The sequence below is a fragment of the Mycolicibacterium duvalii genome (genome assembly GCF_010726645.1).
GTDB classification, from domain to species: Bacteria; Actinomycetota; Actinomycetes; order Mycobacteriales; family Mycobacteriaceae; genus Mycobacterium; species Mycobacterium duvalii.
In genome coordinates this window covers 1,197,241-1,213,247 of record NZ_AP022563.1, presented here as the reverse complement: position 1 = coordinate 1,213,247, position 16,007 = coordinate 1,197,241, and the positions used below count along the sequence as shown (strand labels likewise).

Annotated in this window: 18 protein-coding genes; 11 read left to right on the top strand and 7 right to left on the bottom strand. The window is 67.5% G+C overall.

All coding sequences use genetic code 11. The annotated features are described in order from the left end of the window. The first annotated feature begins 3 nt into the window (after window positions 1-3). From G6N31_RS05565 to G6N31_RS05550, 4 genes are all read left to right on the top strand, one after another. Window positions 4-1,380: a wax ester/triacylglycerol synthase family O-acyltransferase gene (locus G6N31_RS05565; protein ID WP_098002692.1), complete on the top strand. Its 1,377-nt coding sequence runs from the start codon at window positions 4-6 to the stop codon at window positions 1,378-1,380. A 251-nt stretch (window positions 1,381-1,631) separates the two neighbouring features. After that, window positions 1,632-2,078 carry a universal stress protein gene (locus G6N31_RS05560; RefSeq protein WP_098002624.1) on the top strand — a complete coding sequence of 149 codons (447 nt, stop codon included), beginning with the start codon at window positions 1,632-1,634 and terminating at the stop codon, window positions 2,076-2,078. A gap of 161 nt (window positions 2,079-2,239) precedes the next feature. Continuing rightward, window positions 2,240-2,926: a class I SAM-dependent methyltransferase gene (locus tag G6N31_RS05555; protein WP_098002623.1), complete on the top strand. Its 687-nt coding sequence runs from the start codon at window positions 2,240-2,242 to the stop codon at window positions 2,924-2,926. A gap of 85 nt (window positions 2,927-3,011) precedes the next feature. Further along, complete coding sequence (locus G6N31_RS05550; RefSeq protein ID WP_098002622.1) at window positions 3,012-3,788, top strand: SDR family NAD(P)-dependent oxidoreductase; 777 nt, start codon at window positions 3,012-3,014, stop codon at window positions 3,786-3,788. Window positions 3,789-4,018: 230 nt separating this feature from the next. Here G6N31_RS05550 and G6N31_RS05545 read toward each other — a convergent pair whose 3' ends face one another. Together G6N31_RS05545 and G6N31_RS05540 are read right to left on the bottom strand one after the other, a co-directional pair. Next, window positions 4,019-4,951: a ribonuclease Z gene (locus tag G6N31_RS05545; RefSeq protein ID WP_098002621.1), complete on the bottom strand. Its 933-nt coding sequence runs from the start codon at window positions 4,949-4,951 to the stop codon at window positions 4,019-4,021. Between the two features lie 62 nt (window positions 4,952-5,013). Continuing rightward, window positions 5,014-6,684: a cation:proton antiporter domain-containing protein gene (locus G6N31_RS05540; protein ID WP_098002620.1), complete on the bottom strand. Its 1,671-nt coding sequence runs from the start codon at window positions 6,682-6,684 to the stop codon at window positions 5,014-5,016. A 68-nt stretch (window positions 6,685-6,752) separates the two neighbouring features. Here G6N31_RS05540 and G6N31_RS05535 point away from each other — a divergent pair, with 68 nt between their 5' ends. Next, the gene (locus tag G6N31_RS05535) at window positions 6,753-7,526 is read left to right on the top strand and encodes an enoyl-CoA hydratase/isomerase family protein (RefSeq protein ID WP_098002691.1); all 774 of its coding nucleotides are present in this window, start codon (window positions 6,753-6,755) and stop codon (window positions 7,524-7,526) included. A 9-nt stretch (window positions 7,527-7,535) separates the two neighbouring features. On the opposite strand, the gene G6N31_RS05530 is transcribed toward G6N31_RS05535, so the two are convergent. Beyond that, window positions 7,536-8,780 carry an MgtC/SapB family protein gene (locus G6N31_RS05530; RefSeq protein WP_098002619.1) on the bottom strand — a complete coding sequence of 415 codons (1,245 nt, stop codon included), beginning with the start codon at window positions 8,778-8,780 and terminating at the stop codon, window positions 7,536-7,538. A 232-nt stretch (window positions 8,781-9,012) separates the two neighbouring features. Here G6N31_RS05530 and G6N31_RS05525 point away from each other — a divergent pair, with 232 nt between their 5' ends. Beyond that, window positions 9,013-9,414: a hypothetical protein gene (locus G6N31_RS05525; protein ID WP_098002618.1), complete on the top strand. Its 402-nt coding sequence runs from the start codon at window positions 9,013-9,015 to the stop codon at window positions 9,412-9,414. Here G6N31_RS05525 and G6N31_RS05520 read toward each other — a convergent pair. Continuing rightward, complete coding sequence (locus G6N31_RS05520) at window positions 9,411-11,408, bottom strand: DUF7064 domain-containing protein (RefSeq protein ID WP_234815229.1); 1,998 nt, start codon at window positions 11,406-11,408, stop codon at window positions 9,411-9,413. The two genes, G6N31_RS05525 and G6N31_RS05520, sit on opposite strands and share 4 nt — an antisense overlap. A gap of 111 nt (window positions 11,409-11,519) precedes the next feature. On the opposite strand from G6N31_RS05520, the gene G6N31_RS05515 reads away from it, so the two are divergent. Genes G6N31_RS05515 through G6N31_RS05500 form a run of 4 tightly spaced genes read left to right on the top strand, consistent with a single transcriptional unit; the run spans window position 11,520 to window position 13,741 of the window. After that, a complete protein-coding gene (locus tag G6N31_RS05515) occupies window positions 11,520-11,804 on the top strand; it encodes an ArsR/SmtB family transcription factor (protein ID WP_098002617.1) in 285 nt (94 codons plus the stop codon). Next, window positions 11,801-12,196, top strand: a complete 396-nt coding sequence (locus G6N31_RS05510; protein ID WP_098002616.1) for a VOC family protein — start codon at window positions 11,801-11,803, stop codon at window positions 12,194-12,196. Before G6N31_RS05515 ends, G6N31_RS05510 begins: the two co-directional genes overlap by 4 nt. 29 nt (window positions 12,197-12,225) lie before the next feature. Then, window positions 12,226-13,215 (top strand): NAD-dependent epimerase/dehydratase family protein, encoded by a 990-nt coding sequence (locus tag G6N31_RS05505; protein ID WP_098002615.1) that lies wholly within the window; start codon window positions 12,226-12,228, stop codon window positions 13,213-13,215. A gap of 46 nt (window positions 13,216-13,261) precedes the next feature. Beyond that, complete coding sequence (locus G6N31_RS05500) at window positions 13,262-13,741, top strand: SRPBCC family protein (RefSeq protein ID WP_098002689.1); 480 nt, start codon at window positions 13,262-13,264, stop codon at window positions 13,739-13,741. A gap of 2 nt (window positions 13,742-13,743) precedes the next feature. On the opposite strand, the gene G6N31_RS05495 is transcribed toward G6N31_RS05500, so the two are convergent. Next, the gene (locus G6N31_RS05495; protein ID WP_098002614.1) at window positions 13,744-14,079 is read right to left on the bottom strand and encodes a DUF8129 domain-containing protein; all 336 of its coding nucleotides are present in this window, start codon (window positions 14,077-14,079) and stop codon (window positions 13,744-13,746) included. A gap of 20 nt (window positions 14,080-14,099) precedes the next feature. Continuing rightward, the gene (locus tag G6N31_RS05490; RefSeq protein ID WP_098002688.1) at window positions 14,100-14,492 is read right to left on the bottom strand and encodes a hypothetical protein; all 393 of its coding nucleotides are present in this window, start codon (window positions 14,490-14,492) and stop codon (window positions 14,100-14,102) included. Window positions 14,493-14,753: 261 nt separating this feature from the next. On the opposite strand from G6N31_RS05490, the gene G6N31_RS05485 reads away from it, so the two are divergent. After that, window positions 14,754-15,149 (top strand): nuclear transport factor 2 family protein, encoded by a 396-nt coding sequence (locus G6N31_RS05485; protein WP_098002613.1) that lies wholly within the window; start codon window positions 14,754-14,756, stop codon window positions 15,147-15,149. Here the strand turns inward: G6N31_RS05485 and G6N31_RS05480 are convergent. Then, the gene (locus G6N31_RS05480) at window positions 15,140-15,964 is read right to left on the bottom strand and encodes an alpha/beta fold hydrolase (RefSeq protein WP_098002612.1); all 825 of its coding nucleotides are present in this window, start codon (window positions 15,962-15,964) and stop codon (window positions 15,140-15,142) included. The genes G6N31_RS05485 and G6N31_RS05480 overlap by 10 nt on opposite strands. Between the last annotated feature and the right edge of the window lie 43 nt (window positions 15,965-16,007).

Genomic DNA, 16,007 nt, shown 5'->3' with positions numbered 1-16,007 from the left:
ACGATGAACGCAGCGATTCCTCCGCTGGACCTGGGCTGGCTGTTGATGGAGTCCCCCGGCGGTACCACACACGTCGGGGCGATGCTGCTGTTCAAGAAGCCGCCCGGCCGGTCGTCACTGGTCCGCGAGGTCGTCGAGGCCTACCGCGGGTACCGACCGCAACCACCGTTCAACTACATACCCGAGCTTCTCGGCGGGGGCGTTCCCCACTTCCGCGAGGTCGACAGCTGGGACCCGCATTATCACGTGCAACACCTGTCCCTGCCGACCCACAGCACCTACCAGGATCTGCTCCGCCTCATCGCCGACCTGCACGAGCCCATGTTGGATCGGCACCGTCCAATGTTCCGGTGCTGGCTCATCGACGGCGTGCCCGGCGGGCGCTTCGCGATCTACACCAAGACCCATCACAGCATCATTGATGGCGTCTCCAGGCTGCGGAAACTCTACGAGGGCCTCACCCCGACCGACGAACCCGCCATCCCCACGCCGCCTTTCGCGATGCCGCACGCGCCGCCTGAACCCTCGGCACCTACCCCGGCGCTGCGCAGGCTCACCCACGCGATCCGCGGGGCCGTCACGCAATTGGGCGCTGTCAACCAGATTTCGCTGAGCGCGCTGCAGAAAACGCTCAGCGCGGCGCTCGGATCGCACCTCGAGGGCAGCCTGCCGTTCGTGGCCGCCCATGCCCCGACCAACCCGCCCCCGCGCCAGGCCCGCGGCTTTGCCACCCTGTCGCTGCCGGTGCACGAGATGCACCGGATCGGCCACCAGCACGGGGCGACGCTCAACGACGTCGCGGCCACCATCATCGACCACGGTTTGCACGCGTACCTGCGCGAGACAGGCCAGGTCTACCCGCATGAGTTCATCGCAATGTGCCCGGTGTCGCTGCGCGACGACGGCGACAGCGCTGTCGGGACCCGGGTCTCGGCGATGTTCGTACGACTCGGGCGACCCGAGGCGTCCATCGTCGACAGACTGCGACAGGTGGTCCACTCGGTCGCCACGGCCAAGGCGGAACTCGGCGCCATGTCGGCCGACGCCGCCATGACCTACGCCGTCGCGCTCATCACGCTCGCCGGTGCGGGCGCCACGACACACCTCGACCGAATCGGCCACCCCGCATGCAACCTCGTCATCTCGAACGTTCCGGGCGGCAACGAGATCCGCTACCTCAACGGCGCGCGGCTGCTCGGCATCTACCCGGTGTCGGCGCTGGCCGCATCGATCGGCCTCAACGTGACGCTGTCGTCCTACTGCGACCACATGGACTTCGGATTCGTCGCCAACTCCGCAGCGATCAGCGACGTGCCCGCACTGGCCGAGCACACCCGGAAAGCGTACGCGGAGTTCAGGTCCAAGACCCGGGTCTTGTGAACCCGTCAGTCGGCGGAGACCTTCCGCGCCGGCGCGAGTTGACGTTCGAGCGCCCGGTAGGTCGGTGGTGGTGACCCCAGCGCCGTCGCGAATTCGATCAACTCAGGCCCGAACCATTGGCGACCAACCCCAGACCGGATAGTCAGGGTGTGACATCAGCCTGTGTTGGGTATACAGACGTTCACCGAACGCGTGAGGTTGTTGCGGAGAAATCCACCGCCACAACGGCCGAAGAGAAGCACGGAGAGCAAATGAGTACGTACAAGGTGATAGTCGTCGGAACCGACGGCTCGGAAACGTCATATCGAGCAGTGGACGAAGCCGCTCGAATCGCCGCCGAGGCCAACGCTCGGCTGATTGTTGCGAGCGCCTTTCAGCACGACCGGTCTCCTGAAGGACCTGATCCGGATCAACCTGCGGGAGAGGGTTATCGCACCGAGGGCGGTGCACCGATATTTGACATGCTTGTCGAGGCGAAGGCACGAGCGAAAAGCGCAGGGGTGAAGGACGTCGAGGAACGAGCGATCGAAGGCGCTCCGGTGGACGCGCTGGTCGAGTTGGCCGACGAGGTCGGAGCCGACCTGCTGGTTGTCGGCAACTTCGGGCTCAAGTCCGTCGTCGGAAGAGTGATGGGCTCCGTCCCGTCCGCGGTTCGCCGTCGCGCGAACACCGAGGTGCTCATCGTCGAAACCGACTGAAACACAGGCGGATAACTCGGAACATACAACGCGAATGATGCGAACTGCGTCGCGCTCCGCGGCGCCGGCCGGTAATGCCGACCAGTAACCGTGGTGTCCGGCGGCTTGCCTGAACGGAAAACCACCTTGCTCAAAATTCTCGACAACCGCATCCTCATGAGGTGACCGAGTCAGCCAATCCGTTCGACGACCCTCGACACGTCGCCATGTACGCAGAGCGCGCCAAACAGATGGTGCCTGCCCTCCAAGACGTCCACCGCATGGCAACCATTCTCATGGACGAACACACTCATGCCGACGGGCGAATACTCATCCTCGGAGCAGGTGGGGGTTTGGAGACAAGAGCATTCGCCGAGACCCATCCGAACTGGACCTTCGACGCGGTCGATCCCGCCAAAGCCATGCTGGATCTCGCGGCGAACACCTTGGCTGCCCACATGGACCGGGTCCGGATGCACCACGGCTACATCGACCAGGCGCCGACCGGCCCGTTCGACGCGGCAACGAGTCTGCTGACACTCCATTTCCTCCAACCGGATGCCAGGCGTGACACCGCAGCCCAGGTGCGACGGCGCCTACCATCCGGGGCGCCGCTCATCGTCATGCACATGAGCTTTCCTCAGCAATGCGATGCCGAGCGAGAATTGTGGATCGAGCGCCACGTCGGCTATCTCGTCGCCAACGGCATCGCGCCCGAGGAAGCCCGGAAAGCACGAGAAGCAATCGCGGACAAGGTGCCGGTCCTGTCCCCCGAACAAGACTGCGACATTCTGTACGCTGCCGGCTTCTCCGAGGTCAGGCAGTTCTTCTCGACATTCACGTTTCGCGGTTGGGTGTGCCGTGCGTAACCCGCTCGGGCGCCGGGGCCCGCACGGTTTGCCGGCCAGGGCGAAGCTGCATCGGGCAGATCGCCACCTGATCTAGACTCGCGCTGTGGACGTCAACGGAACAAGCGCAATCGTCACCGGCGGGGCATCGGGCATCGGCGCCGCGACTTCGAGACTCCTGGCATCCAAAGGAGCCCGCGTCGTCGTGGCCGACCTGCAAGCCGAACGCGGGCAGGAGCTCGCCCACGAGATCGGCGGCGTGTTCGTCAGCGTCGACGTGACCGACACCGCGCAGATCGAGGACGCGGTGAACACCGCTGTCGATCTCGGCCCTCTGCGCGTGCTCGTCAACTCTGCGGGGATCGGTTGGGCGCAAAGGACGATCGGCAAGGACGGCGAGTTCGCCTCGGCGCACAACCTCGACGCGTACAAGAAGGTTCTCGCCATCAACCTGGTGGGTACGTTCGACTGCATTCGGCTGGCGGCCACGGCGATGAGCCGCCTGGATCTCACCGACTCGGGCGAACGCGGCGCCATCGTCAACATGACCAGCGTGGCGGCATTCGACGGACAGATCGGTCAAGCCGCCTACTCATCGTCCAAAGGCGGCGTCGTCGGGTTGACCTTGCCGGTGGCCCGCGACCTGGCGGCGGTCGGAATCCGGGTGAACACCGTGGCCCCGGGCCTGATCGACACTCCGATCTATGGCGAAGGACCGGACTCAGAAGCCTTCAAAGCGAAGCTCGGCGAATCGGTCCTCTACCCGCGGCGGCTGGGTAAACCCGAGGAGCTCGCGTCGATGGTCGTCGAGCTGATCACCAATTCGTACATGAACGCCGAAGTGGTCCGCGTCGACGGCGGAATCCGCATGCCGCCCAAGTGATGCGCTGGTCTGCCGGGCACATGTCGGCAGACCCGAAGCATCCCGCGCTCGGACCGCACAGAATTTTGCTACCAGCGGAGCCTTGCGCAGTGGCAGCCCCGCTGTTTCCGAGAAGTGCTGCCGCACTGGATAACCCCGATCAGCCGTCGTCCGCACCCTGACCGTGCCGGCGATCGCGACCCTGCTCCGTGAGAGGAGCTGGTGGCCGAGTCGAGCGACACCGTGATCCCTCACGCGGTGCGGACACCGACCGACCGCGGCGGTACGGGCACCCGCATCAGGTCCTCGGCCACCACCACGTCACCGTCGAACGCTGCTTGGGCCTCGGCGCGATGCTCGGCGAGGTCGGGATAGCGCTGCGAGAAGTGCGTCAACACGAGTCGGCGCACCCCGCACTCGGCGGCGACCCGCGCTGCCTGCCGGGCGGTCAGGTGACCGTAGTCGGCGGCCAGTGCGCGGTCCCGGTCCAGGAACGTCGCCTCGATGACGAGCAGATCGGCGCCGTCGGCCAGTTCGTAGACCCCATCGCAGAGTCGGGTGTCCATGACGAACGCGAACCGCTGGCCGCGGCGGACCGCACTGACGTCGGCCAGTCCCACCCACCGGCCGTCCGCCCACACCTGCCCGTCGGCCTGCAGTCGCCCGACCATCGGCCCGGTGACTCCGGCCTGGGCCAGACGGTCCGGCAGGAAGTGCCGGGCCGCGGGTTCGATCAGCCGGTACCCGACGGCGTCGATCGAGTGGTCCAGGCGCCGCGCTTCCAGCGTGCCGAACTCCCCTCGGGCTATCACCCCGTCCGCGGTGACCGGTTCTTCCCGCAGGTCGAGCACGTCGTAGAAGTACGAGGCGTGCCGGAGGTGCTCGAAGTACTCCCCGCCCGATGCCGGGAAGTGCGCGAAGACGGGGTGGGCCAGCCGGTCCAGCGCGAGCCGTTGCACGATGCCGGGTACCCCGAGACAGTGGTCTCCGTGAAAGTGGGTCAGGCACAACCGGGTGATCTGCGTGGGCGAGACGCCGGCCAGCAGCATCTGTCGCTGAGTCCCCTCTCCGGGGTCGAACAACAGCCCTTCCCCGTCCCAGCGCAGCAGGTATCCGTTGTGGTTGCGGTGGCGGGTCGGCGCTTGGCTGGCGGTGCCGAGCACCACGAGTTCACGATCCGACACGACTCGACCCTACGGCGCGAGGGCACCTCGTCGCGGTCATGCGAGGCACGTTGCGTTCGTCGTCACTCACCGTCGTCGGTGATGTCACCCTCGCGACGGACCGACCGGGTGTCGGTCGGCGGATTGCCGTCGGGTTCGGGGTCGCCGGCCGCACGGGCGTCGGACGCGCCGACCTGGTCGGCCAGTTCCAGACCCGCACCGGCGTAGACGTTGAACGCGATGTCGACCCCGTTGTCCTTGGCCCACTGCACTTCGTCGTCGTAGCGGGCCACCGACGCCACCGTGCCGCTGAACCCGGACTCCCGCAAGCAGTCCAGCGCCCTGACGTTGGCCCCGTGGCGGGGCATGGCCAGTACCGCCATCCGCACCGACTCGGAGTGCCGGAGCCGGTTCCAGAAGTCCAGGTCGGTGGCGTCTCCCTCGACCACCCGCAACCCGTTGTCGGCGTGCCGGGCGATGAGCGCGCCGTCGTAGTCGACGCCGACCACGCGCAGCCCGTAGTGCCCGGTCAGCCGCTGGTAGGCCGCGGAGCCGACCCGGCCCATCCCGATCACCACCACCTCGGCGTCGCCGGCGTCGACGGGACGTTCCTCGGGCTGCAAGGTGGATTCGTCCTGGGCCGGCAACCGTGCCGCGATCTTCTCGACCATCAGATGTCCGCGGCCGTTGACCAACGCCGCGGCGACGAAACTCAATGCCACCGCGATCGACATCTCCACCAGCCAGGCCTCCGCCAACAGCCCGACGGAGACCCCGACCGAGACCACGATCAACCCGAACTCGGAGTAGTTCATCAGGCTCAGGCCGGCCAGGATCGCGGTGCGGTAGCGCAATCGCATCAGCGACAGCAGCACGACGTACCCGACCGCCTTGAGAGGCAGCAGCAACACCATCACCACAGCGACCGTGAGGGTCGGGAGGTCGGGCAGCCCGGTCAGGCCGATCGACACGAAGAAACCGACGAGCAGCAGTTCCTTGATGTGGAACAGTGATCTCGACAGCTCGGCGGACGCCGGGTGGGAGGCCAGCAGCACGCCGACTATCAGCGCTCCGAGATCACCTTTGAGCCCGACGGCGGTGAACAGCGCGTAGCCGGGAACCAGCGCCATCACGATGCCGAACAGTGACTGCATCTCACCGTGGCCGAGGCGGTCCCAGATCCTTCGCACCGCCCGGGTCAGCGGCCACAGCCCGACCAGGGCCAAGGCCCACGGGCTGGGAAGATGCCCGCTGGTGGCAGTCAGGAAGGCCACCGCGACGATGTCCTGCATCACCAGGATGCCGATGGCGATGCGCCCGTAGAGCGAATTCGATTCGCCGCGCTCCTCGAGGAGTTTGACGACAAACACCGTGGACGAGAACGACAACGCGAAGGCGAGCAGCGCAATGGTCTGCACGCTCTGCCCCGACAACATCGACAACCCCGCGACCGCGGCCAGCCACAGCACACACCCACCGAGGACGACGCTGAGGACCAGATGCGCCGAGGTGGTCAGCCAGACCTCGCGGCGCAGCAGGAAGCGCACGTCGAGTTTGAGACCGATCGCGAACAGCAACAACGTGACACCGAGATCAGCCAGCACGTCCAGCTGCGGCATTTCCTCGACGTTGATCGCGTTGAGGACGAACCCGGCAGCCAGGAACCCCACCAGCGGCGGAAGGCGCAGCGCCAACGCGACGCCGCCCAGACCGAACGTGACGACGAGATAGATCGCGACGACTGTCGCTGTCACTGTGCTCCCCTGTTCGGTCCGGCCTCTCGCCGGTCATTATGCGCGAGGCGGGTCACTACAGTGCAGCCATGAGCCTCGTGACCTATGAGCTGGCCGACCACATCGCGACCATCACCCTGAACCGGCCGGAGGCTCGCAACGCGATCAACGGGGCCGTGCGCGGCGAGTTGAACGCCGCCTGGGACCGCTTCCGAGATGACGAAGACGCGTGGGTCGGCATCTTGGCCGCCAATGGCAGCGTGTTCTGCGCGGGCGGTGACCTGCGCGACGGCGAGGGTGTGGTCGGCACGTTCGGCGGCACGTTCTGGGAGAAGCCGACGATCAACTCGTTCGAATCCGGGATGGAGTTGTTCAAGCCGACCATCGCCGCGGTTCAAGGTCCGTGCATCGGCTACGGGCTGACCGGAGTGTTGTTCTGCGACTTCGTCATTGCCAGCACCCAAGCCAGCTTCTCGTTTCCCGAGGTCAAACTGGGGACGCCGACGATCGTCGGAGCCATCCGGCTTCCGCAGCGGGTCGGCTGGGCGAATGCCATGGAGCTGCTGCTGACCGGCGAACCGATGACCGCCGAGCGGGCCAAGGAGGTGGGCTTGGTGTGGCGCCTGGTCGAGCCCGATGCGCTGCGCGACGAAGCATGGGCATGGGCGAAGACACTCACCCGGGCCGCTCCGCTGGCGCAGCGCGCAACCAAGGAGGTGGCGTGGCGGACCGCCGACATGGGCTGGATCGAGTCGGTACGGTTCGGCGAGACGATGCGCAAGGTCGTCGGCGCCACCGAGGATGTCGCCGAAGGAATCCGGGCCTGGCAGGAGAAGCGCCAGCCGGACTGGCGGGGCCGCTGACGGGCGCTCTCAGAGAAGCACTGCAGCGGCTACGCCGGCGCCGAACACGACCGCCGGCGACGCCATGCCCGCGCTGAATCCGAGTCCGAACCGAAGACCGCCGGCGACGAACGCCAGCACCGCCTTGACGATCAGATTGGAGCCGAACGCGGCGGCCGCAGCGATCACTGCGGTGTCGACGGTGATGTCACCGCGGGCGGCAAGACTGGCGGCCGCGACGCTGCCGGCGTGTGCGTCTGCCAGACCTGCGGCAGCAGCGGCGAGCACGGTCCCCTGCGCGCCGAGCACGTCGGAGCCCCACCGGCCGAGCAGCAGCGCCGCAGTCAGCACCGCGGCCAGCACGAGGGCGGGCCGCAGCGCGAATGGGCGGCTCGTCGGCTGTGACGTCATGTGCTCACCGTCGGACCGCGCGTCGTCGTGCGCACCGTTGCGGTAGACGACGGCGGCGATACCGATCAGCACCACTGCCCCGGCAGCCGCCGGAAGCCACAGCCGGCGCAGCACGTCAGGGTCGACGAAGCCGACCACCAGCAGAAGCTGCAGAAAGGTGGCCACGCTGGCGACCAGCGCGGCCGCCAACGGCGCTCGCAATGGTCCGGTCCTGCTGAGCCGCCCCATCGACGCCGTCGTGGCAGTCGCCGAGATGAACCCGCCGGCCAACCCCGTGACGAGGAGACCGCGTTCGGGGCCGAGAGCCCGCACACCGATGTAGCCGATCCAGCTGATGCCGGTCAGCAGGACCACCAACAGCCACACCTTCGAGGGGTTGAGGACGCCGTAGGGACCCAGTCCGCGATCCGGCAGCAGGGGCAGCACGACGAACGCCACCACCAGGAACTTAACGGCGTCTTCCAGTTCGGCTTCGCTGATGATGTCACGGGCGAAGTGATGAATTCTGGCCTTGGACACCAGCAATGCCACCACCACGACCGCGAGCGCGACCGCCAGCGCGGGGCGGGTGTAGGCAAGCGCACCCAGCATGTAGGCGGCGATCGCGGCCAGCGCCGTGGTCGTCCCCGGATCTTCGGAACTGGTCCGGAAGTAGGCGAAGGCCATCACCGCCGCCACACCGGCCAGGCCGAGCGCGACCGCCGCGCCGCTGAAACTGGCCGCGACCGCACCGATCAGGGCGAGCAGCGCGAATGACCGTGACCCGGCAGGCAACCGACTGCTGCGGCTGCGCTCGCGCTCGAGCCCGAGCAGCAGGCCGATGGCGAGCGCGATCAGAAACGGCTGAACCAGTTGCCAACTCACCGACGCTCCTCACTACGTCGAGTAATCCTCGCTCAGCCGGTGCGTGGGACGCATCCGAATCACGATCGGCGGTGACGAAACTGTACGGCGGTTGCTCATCCTGCGCGGTGAGCGAGAACCGGCCGCCGACCGCCATCCCCGCTGCAACCGGAGTGATCGCCGTCCCATTCCGACGGGCGAACAATTGGGTAAATTCGCCCCGACCTGCACGACAGTGAGGCATCGTGCGGATATGGCTCCTCAGAAGATCCCGAACCCGAACGACATCAAGGCCGCCGCGCAGGCCGCCGTCGAGTCGGCCCAAGCCGCGGCGGCCAGCGCCATGCGCATACCGCCGGCGTCGGTTCAGCTCGCCGCCGAGCTACCCGATCTCATCGAGAACCTGGCGACCGCCACCCAGCGCCTCAACGCCACCATCGACCGTGCCGAACGTTACTTCGCCCTGGCCGACCCGATGGTCCGAACCCTCGACGCCCTGTTGCCGCAGCTGGAGGCGCTCGTCGCGACCGGCAACGACGTGTTCCGGGCCGCGGCGTCGGTGCCGGGCGTCTCGACGCTGGGCCGCTTCGCCAAACGTGGGAACCCGCCACCGGAGACCAAACCCACCAGGCCGCCGCGCAAACCGACGCGCTAACCCTGCTGGCTGCGGTTCCACTCCACCCAGCCGGCCCCGGTGCGCCCGTCTGCGGTGGTGACCGTTCCCCAGGCCCGCGGGAAGCGGCTCAGCCGCCCGTCCGCTGCGGTCAACAGCACCGGGGCGTGTCCGCGAACGTCGAATGTCAGCGCCAGATCTCCTGGAGCACACGACAATTGCATACGTACGGGGAGATCACCGGCGAAGGTGCTCTCGGGTGTCACCTTGTGCAGCTCGCGCAGCGGCGCGCCCGGCGTCTGCAGATAACCGACTGACATCGGCGGAATACCGGGAATGCGGATCTCGACCCCGTGCTCGTGGGTGCCGTCGTCGAGGTGCAGCGCACTCCACACCCAGTCCATGCTCCACCAGTCCCGGGCGGCCCACGAATGGTCCCGCTGCCCGGGCACGTCGGTCAGCCTGAAGAGCTTGCCGTCCACCACAACCGAACCCGAGACCGAACACGGGATCTCATACCGCGTGGACATCCGGTACTGGTAGGGCACGCCGACCGTCTGCCATGTCAGATCCATGGTGACGTCGACGGACCGGCCCTCGCCCCCGCGCAGCAACTCCGCCGGATCGTCGAACGCCTGACCTCGTCCGTTGACCGTGACCCGGAAGATCTGCAACGGCTCGGCGACGTCGAAGGACAACTCGATCGCCTCGGTGCGCACCCGGGTGTGGTCGAGCGGCAGCGGCGCCTCGAAGTCCAGCAGCGCGACGGTGGGCATACCGGGCCCGCACAGCAACGCGTTGATCCACGTGTGGCCCTGGTTCGGCACCAGCCCCAACCGAATCCACCCACCGAGATCCTGGCCGGTGTCGGCGAAGTCGAAGTACCAGCTCTCGTTCCACAGCGCTTCGTCGGTGGGGTCGTGGCGTCCCTCGTCCTCGACGGTCGGCTGCAACGGTTCGGACTCCGACGGTTCGGGCAGGAGCGCCAACGCGTCGGTGTCGAGCACGTGCTGGCAATGCCGCTCGATCATCGCCATGAACATCTCGTCGCCTCGCTCGGTGCGCTCGACCAGCATCGGCGACACGATCGACATCAGCACCCCCAAGAAGCTCTGGCGCCGAACCCCGTGCCGGACGTCGTCGATCGTCACGCCCGAATTCGGTCCCAGCGCTTGGTGATACGCGGCCAGCAACTCGTCGTACTGCGCGCGCCGGTGGTCGACGGGCAGCGCACACCCCAGGAAGTACGCCACGTCGCTGAACGCGGGACCCCAGGTGACGGTCTGCCAGTCCAGCACCGTCAGCGCCTGGTCGGAGCCGGCGGTTCCGAACAGCATGTTGTCCAGGCGGAAGTCGCCGTGCACGAGACCGCGGGGAGCGTCGGCTTCGCTCTCGGCGGCCATGTAGGCATCGAACACCTCGACGAACCGTTCGCATACCTGGCGGTGCTCCGGAGCGATCCGGTCGGCGTAACGGTCGATGAAGCCCGCGTAGAGCGCGGCGATCAGATCCTGGGTCACCGGCGACTCGCGATTGATCCAGTCGGCGCCCTCGAGGGCTTCGTTGCCGAGCAACCGACCGTGGACGAGCCCGATCTGAGTGAGCGCCAGCCGCGCCTGGTCGGGGCTGGCGCCGCGGATCTCGTCGCCCACCACGGCAGGCGCGGCGTCCGAGAGCACCAGGTCGAACGCGCCGCTGTCCGGGTCATAGGCCGCGTGGTAGCACTGCGCGACAGGCCCCTCGAGTCCGGGCGCGATGTCGGTGTAGAACCGCACCTCGCGTTCGTAGAGCCCCATCGTCGCGCCGGTCTGCCGGCTGCTGCCCGCCGGCGCGGCGATCTTGAGGACCACCGAGGCCGGGCCGTCCGCACCGTCGGCGTAGGTCAGCGTCACCCGGTAGCACTCGCTCATCTGACCGGTACCGATGCGCTCGACGGCGAAGTCGGTGACCGTGCCGGCACCGAGGACGGCGGTGAGCCACTCAACGCTCAGATCGTCGACGGTTTCGATGAGTTGGGGACGCAGGGAGGAAGACACCCGGTCAACGTATAGCACCGCGCCCACCCGGAAAGCCGATCTCGCGCAAAAAGTTGACGCCCGTCAACAGGGCTCTTGACAGGCAAGTATCGACTTGCCTATCGTCACGGCGTGGGTGACGTCTACAAGGCCTTGGCCGATCCCACCCGGCGCACGATCCTCGACGAGCTGACCGAACGAGACGGTCAGACGCTCTTCGAGATCTGCGCTCGACTGGCGACCAAACACGGCTTGGGATCCTCGCGTCAGGCCATCTCCCAGCATCTCGATGTGCTGGCCGAGGCAGGACTGGTCGAGACCCGGCGTGCCGGACGCTACAAGTTCCATCACCTCAATACCGCTCCGCTGCAGCAGATCCTCCAGCGCTGGCCGCACCAACCGAAGGAATCGACATGAGAATCGGACTCACCAGCGTCATGGTCGACGACCAGGACAAGGCTCTTGCGTTCTACACCGGGGTCCTCGGGTTCACGACCAAGTTCGACATCCCCTTGGGCCGGCACCGGTGGATCACGGTGGTCTCGCCCGACGAGCCTGCGGGTACCGAACTCGCGCTGGAACCCGACGAGCATCCCGCCGCTCAGGCATTCAAAGCGGCACTGGTCACCGACGGCATCCCCTACACCGCGTTCCTCGTCGACGATGTGGCCGCCGAGCATCGGCGGCTGCAGGGACTCGGCGTGCAGTTCACCCAGCCGCCGACGGACATGGGGCCGGTGACCACCGCCGTGCTCGACGACACCTGCGGAAACCTGATCCAGATCCAGCAGCACAACGCGGCCGGGTGACCCGGCACGAAACGGGGTATAGCGCGACCGTGAAAGTACTGATCACCGGAGGAACCGGATTCGTCGGTGCATGGACGGCCAAGGCGGCACAGGACGCCGGACACCAGGTCCGGTTCCTCGTCCGCAACGCCGGCCGGCTCGAGACCAGCGCCGGCGACATCGGCGTCGACATCAGCGACCACGTCATCGGCGACATCGCCGACGCGTCGTCGACCAAGACCGCGCTGGAAGGCTGCGACGCCGTGATCCACTGCGCGGCAATGGTCTCCACCGACCCCGACCGCACCGACGAGATGCTGCACACGAACCTGGAAGGCGCCCGCAACATCCTGGGCGGCGCGGTGGCGGCCGGGCTCGACCCGATCGTGCACGTGTCGAGCTTCACCGCGCTGTTCCGGCCCGACCTCGACACCCTGCACGCAGACCTACCGGTCGTCGGCGGCAGCGATGGCTACGGCCGCTCCAAGGCGGCGGTGGAAGCCTACGCACGGGGCCTTCAGGACGCCGGCGCCCCAGTCGCCATCACCTATCCGGGAATGGTGCTCGGCCCCCCGGCAGGCGAGCAGTTCGGCGAGGCCGCCGAAGGCGTCGAAGCGTCGGTGAAGATGCGCGGTGTGCCCGGCCGCAGCGCGGCGTGGATCGTCATCGACGTCCGCGACCTCGCGGACCTGCATGTGGCGCTGCTCGAACCCGGTCGCGGTCCGCGCCGCTACATGGCCGGCGGAGCGCGGGTTCCGGTGGACCAACTGGCCAAGTCCATCGGCGCGGCCGCCGGACAGACACTGTTCGTCTATCCCGTGCCCGACGTCGCCTTGCGCAGCGTCGGCCGGGTGTTCGACCTGATCGGCGGTTATCTTCCGTTCGACACCCCGATCGATTCGGCCGCGATGCAGTACTACACCCAGATGCCGGAATCCGACGACTCCCCCAGCGTCCGTGACCTCGGGATGCCCCAGCGCGATCCCGCCGAGACCCTCGCAGACACCGTCGAGGGACTGCGGCGCGTCGGTCGCCTCTGACCCCGTCGAGGTTTGTCGTTGCGGACCGCGGGTAACGGGAGTGTCGATGATGACTGAACCCGAAGAAGCCCGCAGTTCGCTGGTGGTGCAGCGCGACACATCCGCGTCCCGGCAGCAGGTATGGGACGTCATCGCCGACGGGTGGGTGTACTCACAGTGGGTGGTCGGCAACAGCCGGATGCGCGCGGTCGACCCGAAGTGGCCGCAGCCCGGCAGCACCATTCACCACTCCATCGGTGTCTGGCCGCTGGTGATCAACGACAGCACCGTCGTCGACTCCTGCGACCCCGGACGGGAGGTCGTGCTGATCGCCAACGGACGGCCCTTCGGCAAAGCGCGGATCACGATGAAACTGCAGGACCTGCCCGGCGGTGGATGCCGGATCGAGATGGCCGAGGTACCGGTGAGCGCACCGATGAAGTGGTTGCCGCACTCGGCGTCGCTGGCCTTGGTCTATCCACGCAACCGCGAAGCAACATGGCGACTCGCGGCGCTGGCCGAGCGCCGTACCGACGCGGAGGCCTGAATTCAGGGCCGGCCGCGTTTGGGCGTCTGATTGGCCACGCCATGGCGCAACGGCGTTCCGCCGGGCGCGGCGGTCGACTCCTGCACCGGTGACCCGCCGGGTGAGGACTGCACGCCCGGCGCGTTGCCGGGATCGCCCGGTGCGGGCGACGCTCCAGCTTCCAGCTCGCGCTGGCGCGCCTCGAGAATCTCCAGCACGGGCACACGGGCGGCGTGGCCGGCCTCGTGATTCAACACCACGCCGAGCTGATCTGCGGTCAGTGACCGAATCCTGTGCTGCAGGTCGCCGAGCGCGAGTTGGTCGTAGTCGGGGATCGGCAGTTCGTGGGAATCTGTCATAACTCTGCCTACTCTCTGCGCTATTCGACGACCTGGTAGAGGGGGTCGCCGTCCTCGGGAGCGCCGTCGACCTGGCCCCGATGCGTCCCGGGAGCCTCCGGCGCAGCGTCGGAACCGGCGATCGCCTCGTCATCAGCGGGCCCGCCGATCACGCCGTCGCGGGGATCGACGCCGTCGGGCGTCACGTCCGGGACCTCTTCGGCCAGCCGCTCGTCGAGCGTCTCGCCCTGGCGCTGCTCTTCGGCGGACATGCCGGTCTTGTCGACACCGCTCCAGTCCTCCGGCGGATCGACGACTTCGTCGCCGTCGGCGTTGCGAATGTCGTCGGGGTCGGTGGACTCCATCGGGCTGAGCATGTCGTCGGCACCGCCCAGGTCGTTGGCGGTGGTGCCGCCCGCATCATCGGTGCTCATGATCATCTCCTTCATCGGGGGATCTTGTAGGGAGCCATAGCCCTCACGGTCGCCGACGAAACCCCGTCGACTCCGTCGCCTGGGTCACCTGCGCAGCGGAACACGTTGGGCGCCAACGCTGCGCTGAGCTCGACGACCGGCGGGGCGAGGCGTCCTGCCGCCCCCAGCCGACGCCCCGCCCCTGGTCGTGGTGGGCTGTTCAGTCCGCTTGTACCCAGGGACGACGCGCTGAACCGAATCGGCGAGATTTAAACTGCACAGATGCACGCATTCCGGGAAGCGGTGGAAGCTCGCGACGCGGCGGCCATTGAAGCCCTGTTGGCCGAGGACGTGGTGTTCACCAGCCCGGTCGCGTTCAAGCCCTACCGGGGCAAGGCGATGACCGCGGCGATTCTGCGCGGTGTGATGCGGGTGTTCGAGGACTTCCGCTACACCCGTGAGATCAACGATGCCGGTGGGCGCGACCACGCCCTGGTCTTCGAGGCGAGCGTGGCCGGCAGGAAGCTGACCGGTTGCGACTTCCTGCACGTCGACGACGACGGCTTGATCGACGACTTCACGGTGATGGTGCGACCCTTGTCGGCAGCCACCGCGCTGGCCGACGCGATGGGTGCGCAGTTCGAGCGCATCCAGCGCGAAGCCACCGCTCAGGACTGAATGAACTCCAGCAGGTCTGCGTTGATCACGTCGGCGTGCGTGGTCGGCATGCCATGCGGGAAACCCTTGTAGGTCTTCAGCGTCGCGTGGCGCAACAGCTTCGCCGACAGCGGCCCCGCCGCCGCATAGGGGACCACCTGGTCATCGTCGCCGTGCATCACCAGCACCGGCAGCTCGATCTTGGTCAGATCGTCGGTGAAATCGGTCTGGGAGAACGCGACCACACCGTCGTAGTGGGCTTTTGCGCCGCCCATCATGCCTTGCCGCCACCAGTTGGCGATGACACCTTCCACCGGGTCCACCCCGGGGCGGTTGAATCCGTAGAAAGGACCCTCGGGGACGGCGCGGTAGAACGCCGCCCGATTGGTCGCCACCTGCACCTGGAAGTCGTCGAACAGTGCCTTGGGCGTGCCGTCGGGGTTGGCGTCGGTCTGCACCATCAGCGGCGGCACGGCTGCGATCAGCACGGCCTTGGAGGCCCGGGACTCGCCGTGTCGGGCCAGGTAGCGCACCACTTCCCCGCCGCCGGTGGAGTGTCCGATGTGCACGGCGTCGCGCAGGTCCAGGTGCTCGACCACCGCGGCGAGATCGTCGGCGTAGTGGTCCATGTCGTGACCGTCGGCGACCTGCTCGGAGCGGCCATGACCGCGGCGATCATGGGCCACGACGCGGTAACCGCGCTGCAGGAAGAACATCAGCTGGGCGTCCCAGTCATCGGACGACAGCGGCCAGCCGTGGCTGAACACCAGGGGCCGGCCCGCCCCCCAGTCCTTGTAGAAGATCTCGACACCGTCGCGAGTCACCACCGTCGGCATGGCCGCCTCCTTGCTCCCGACCGCAACCTACACCCGCCCGGGA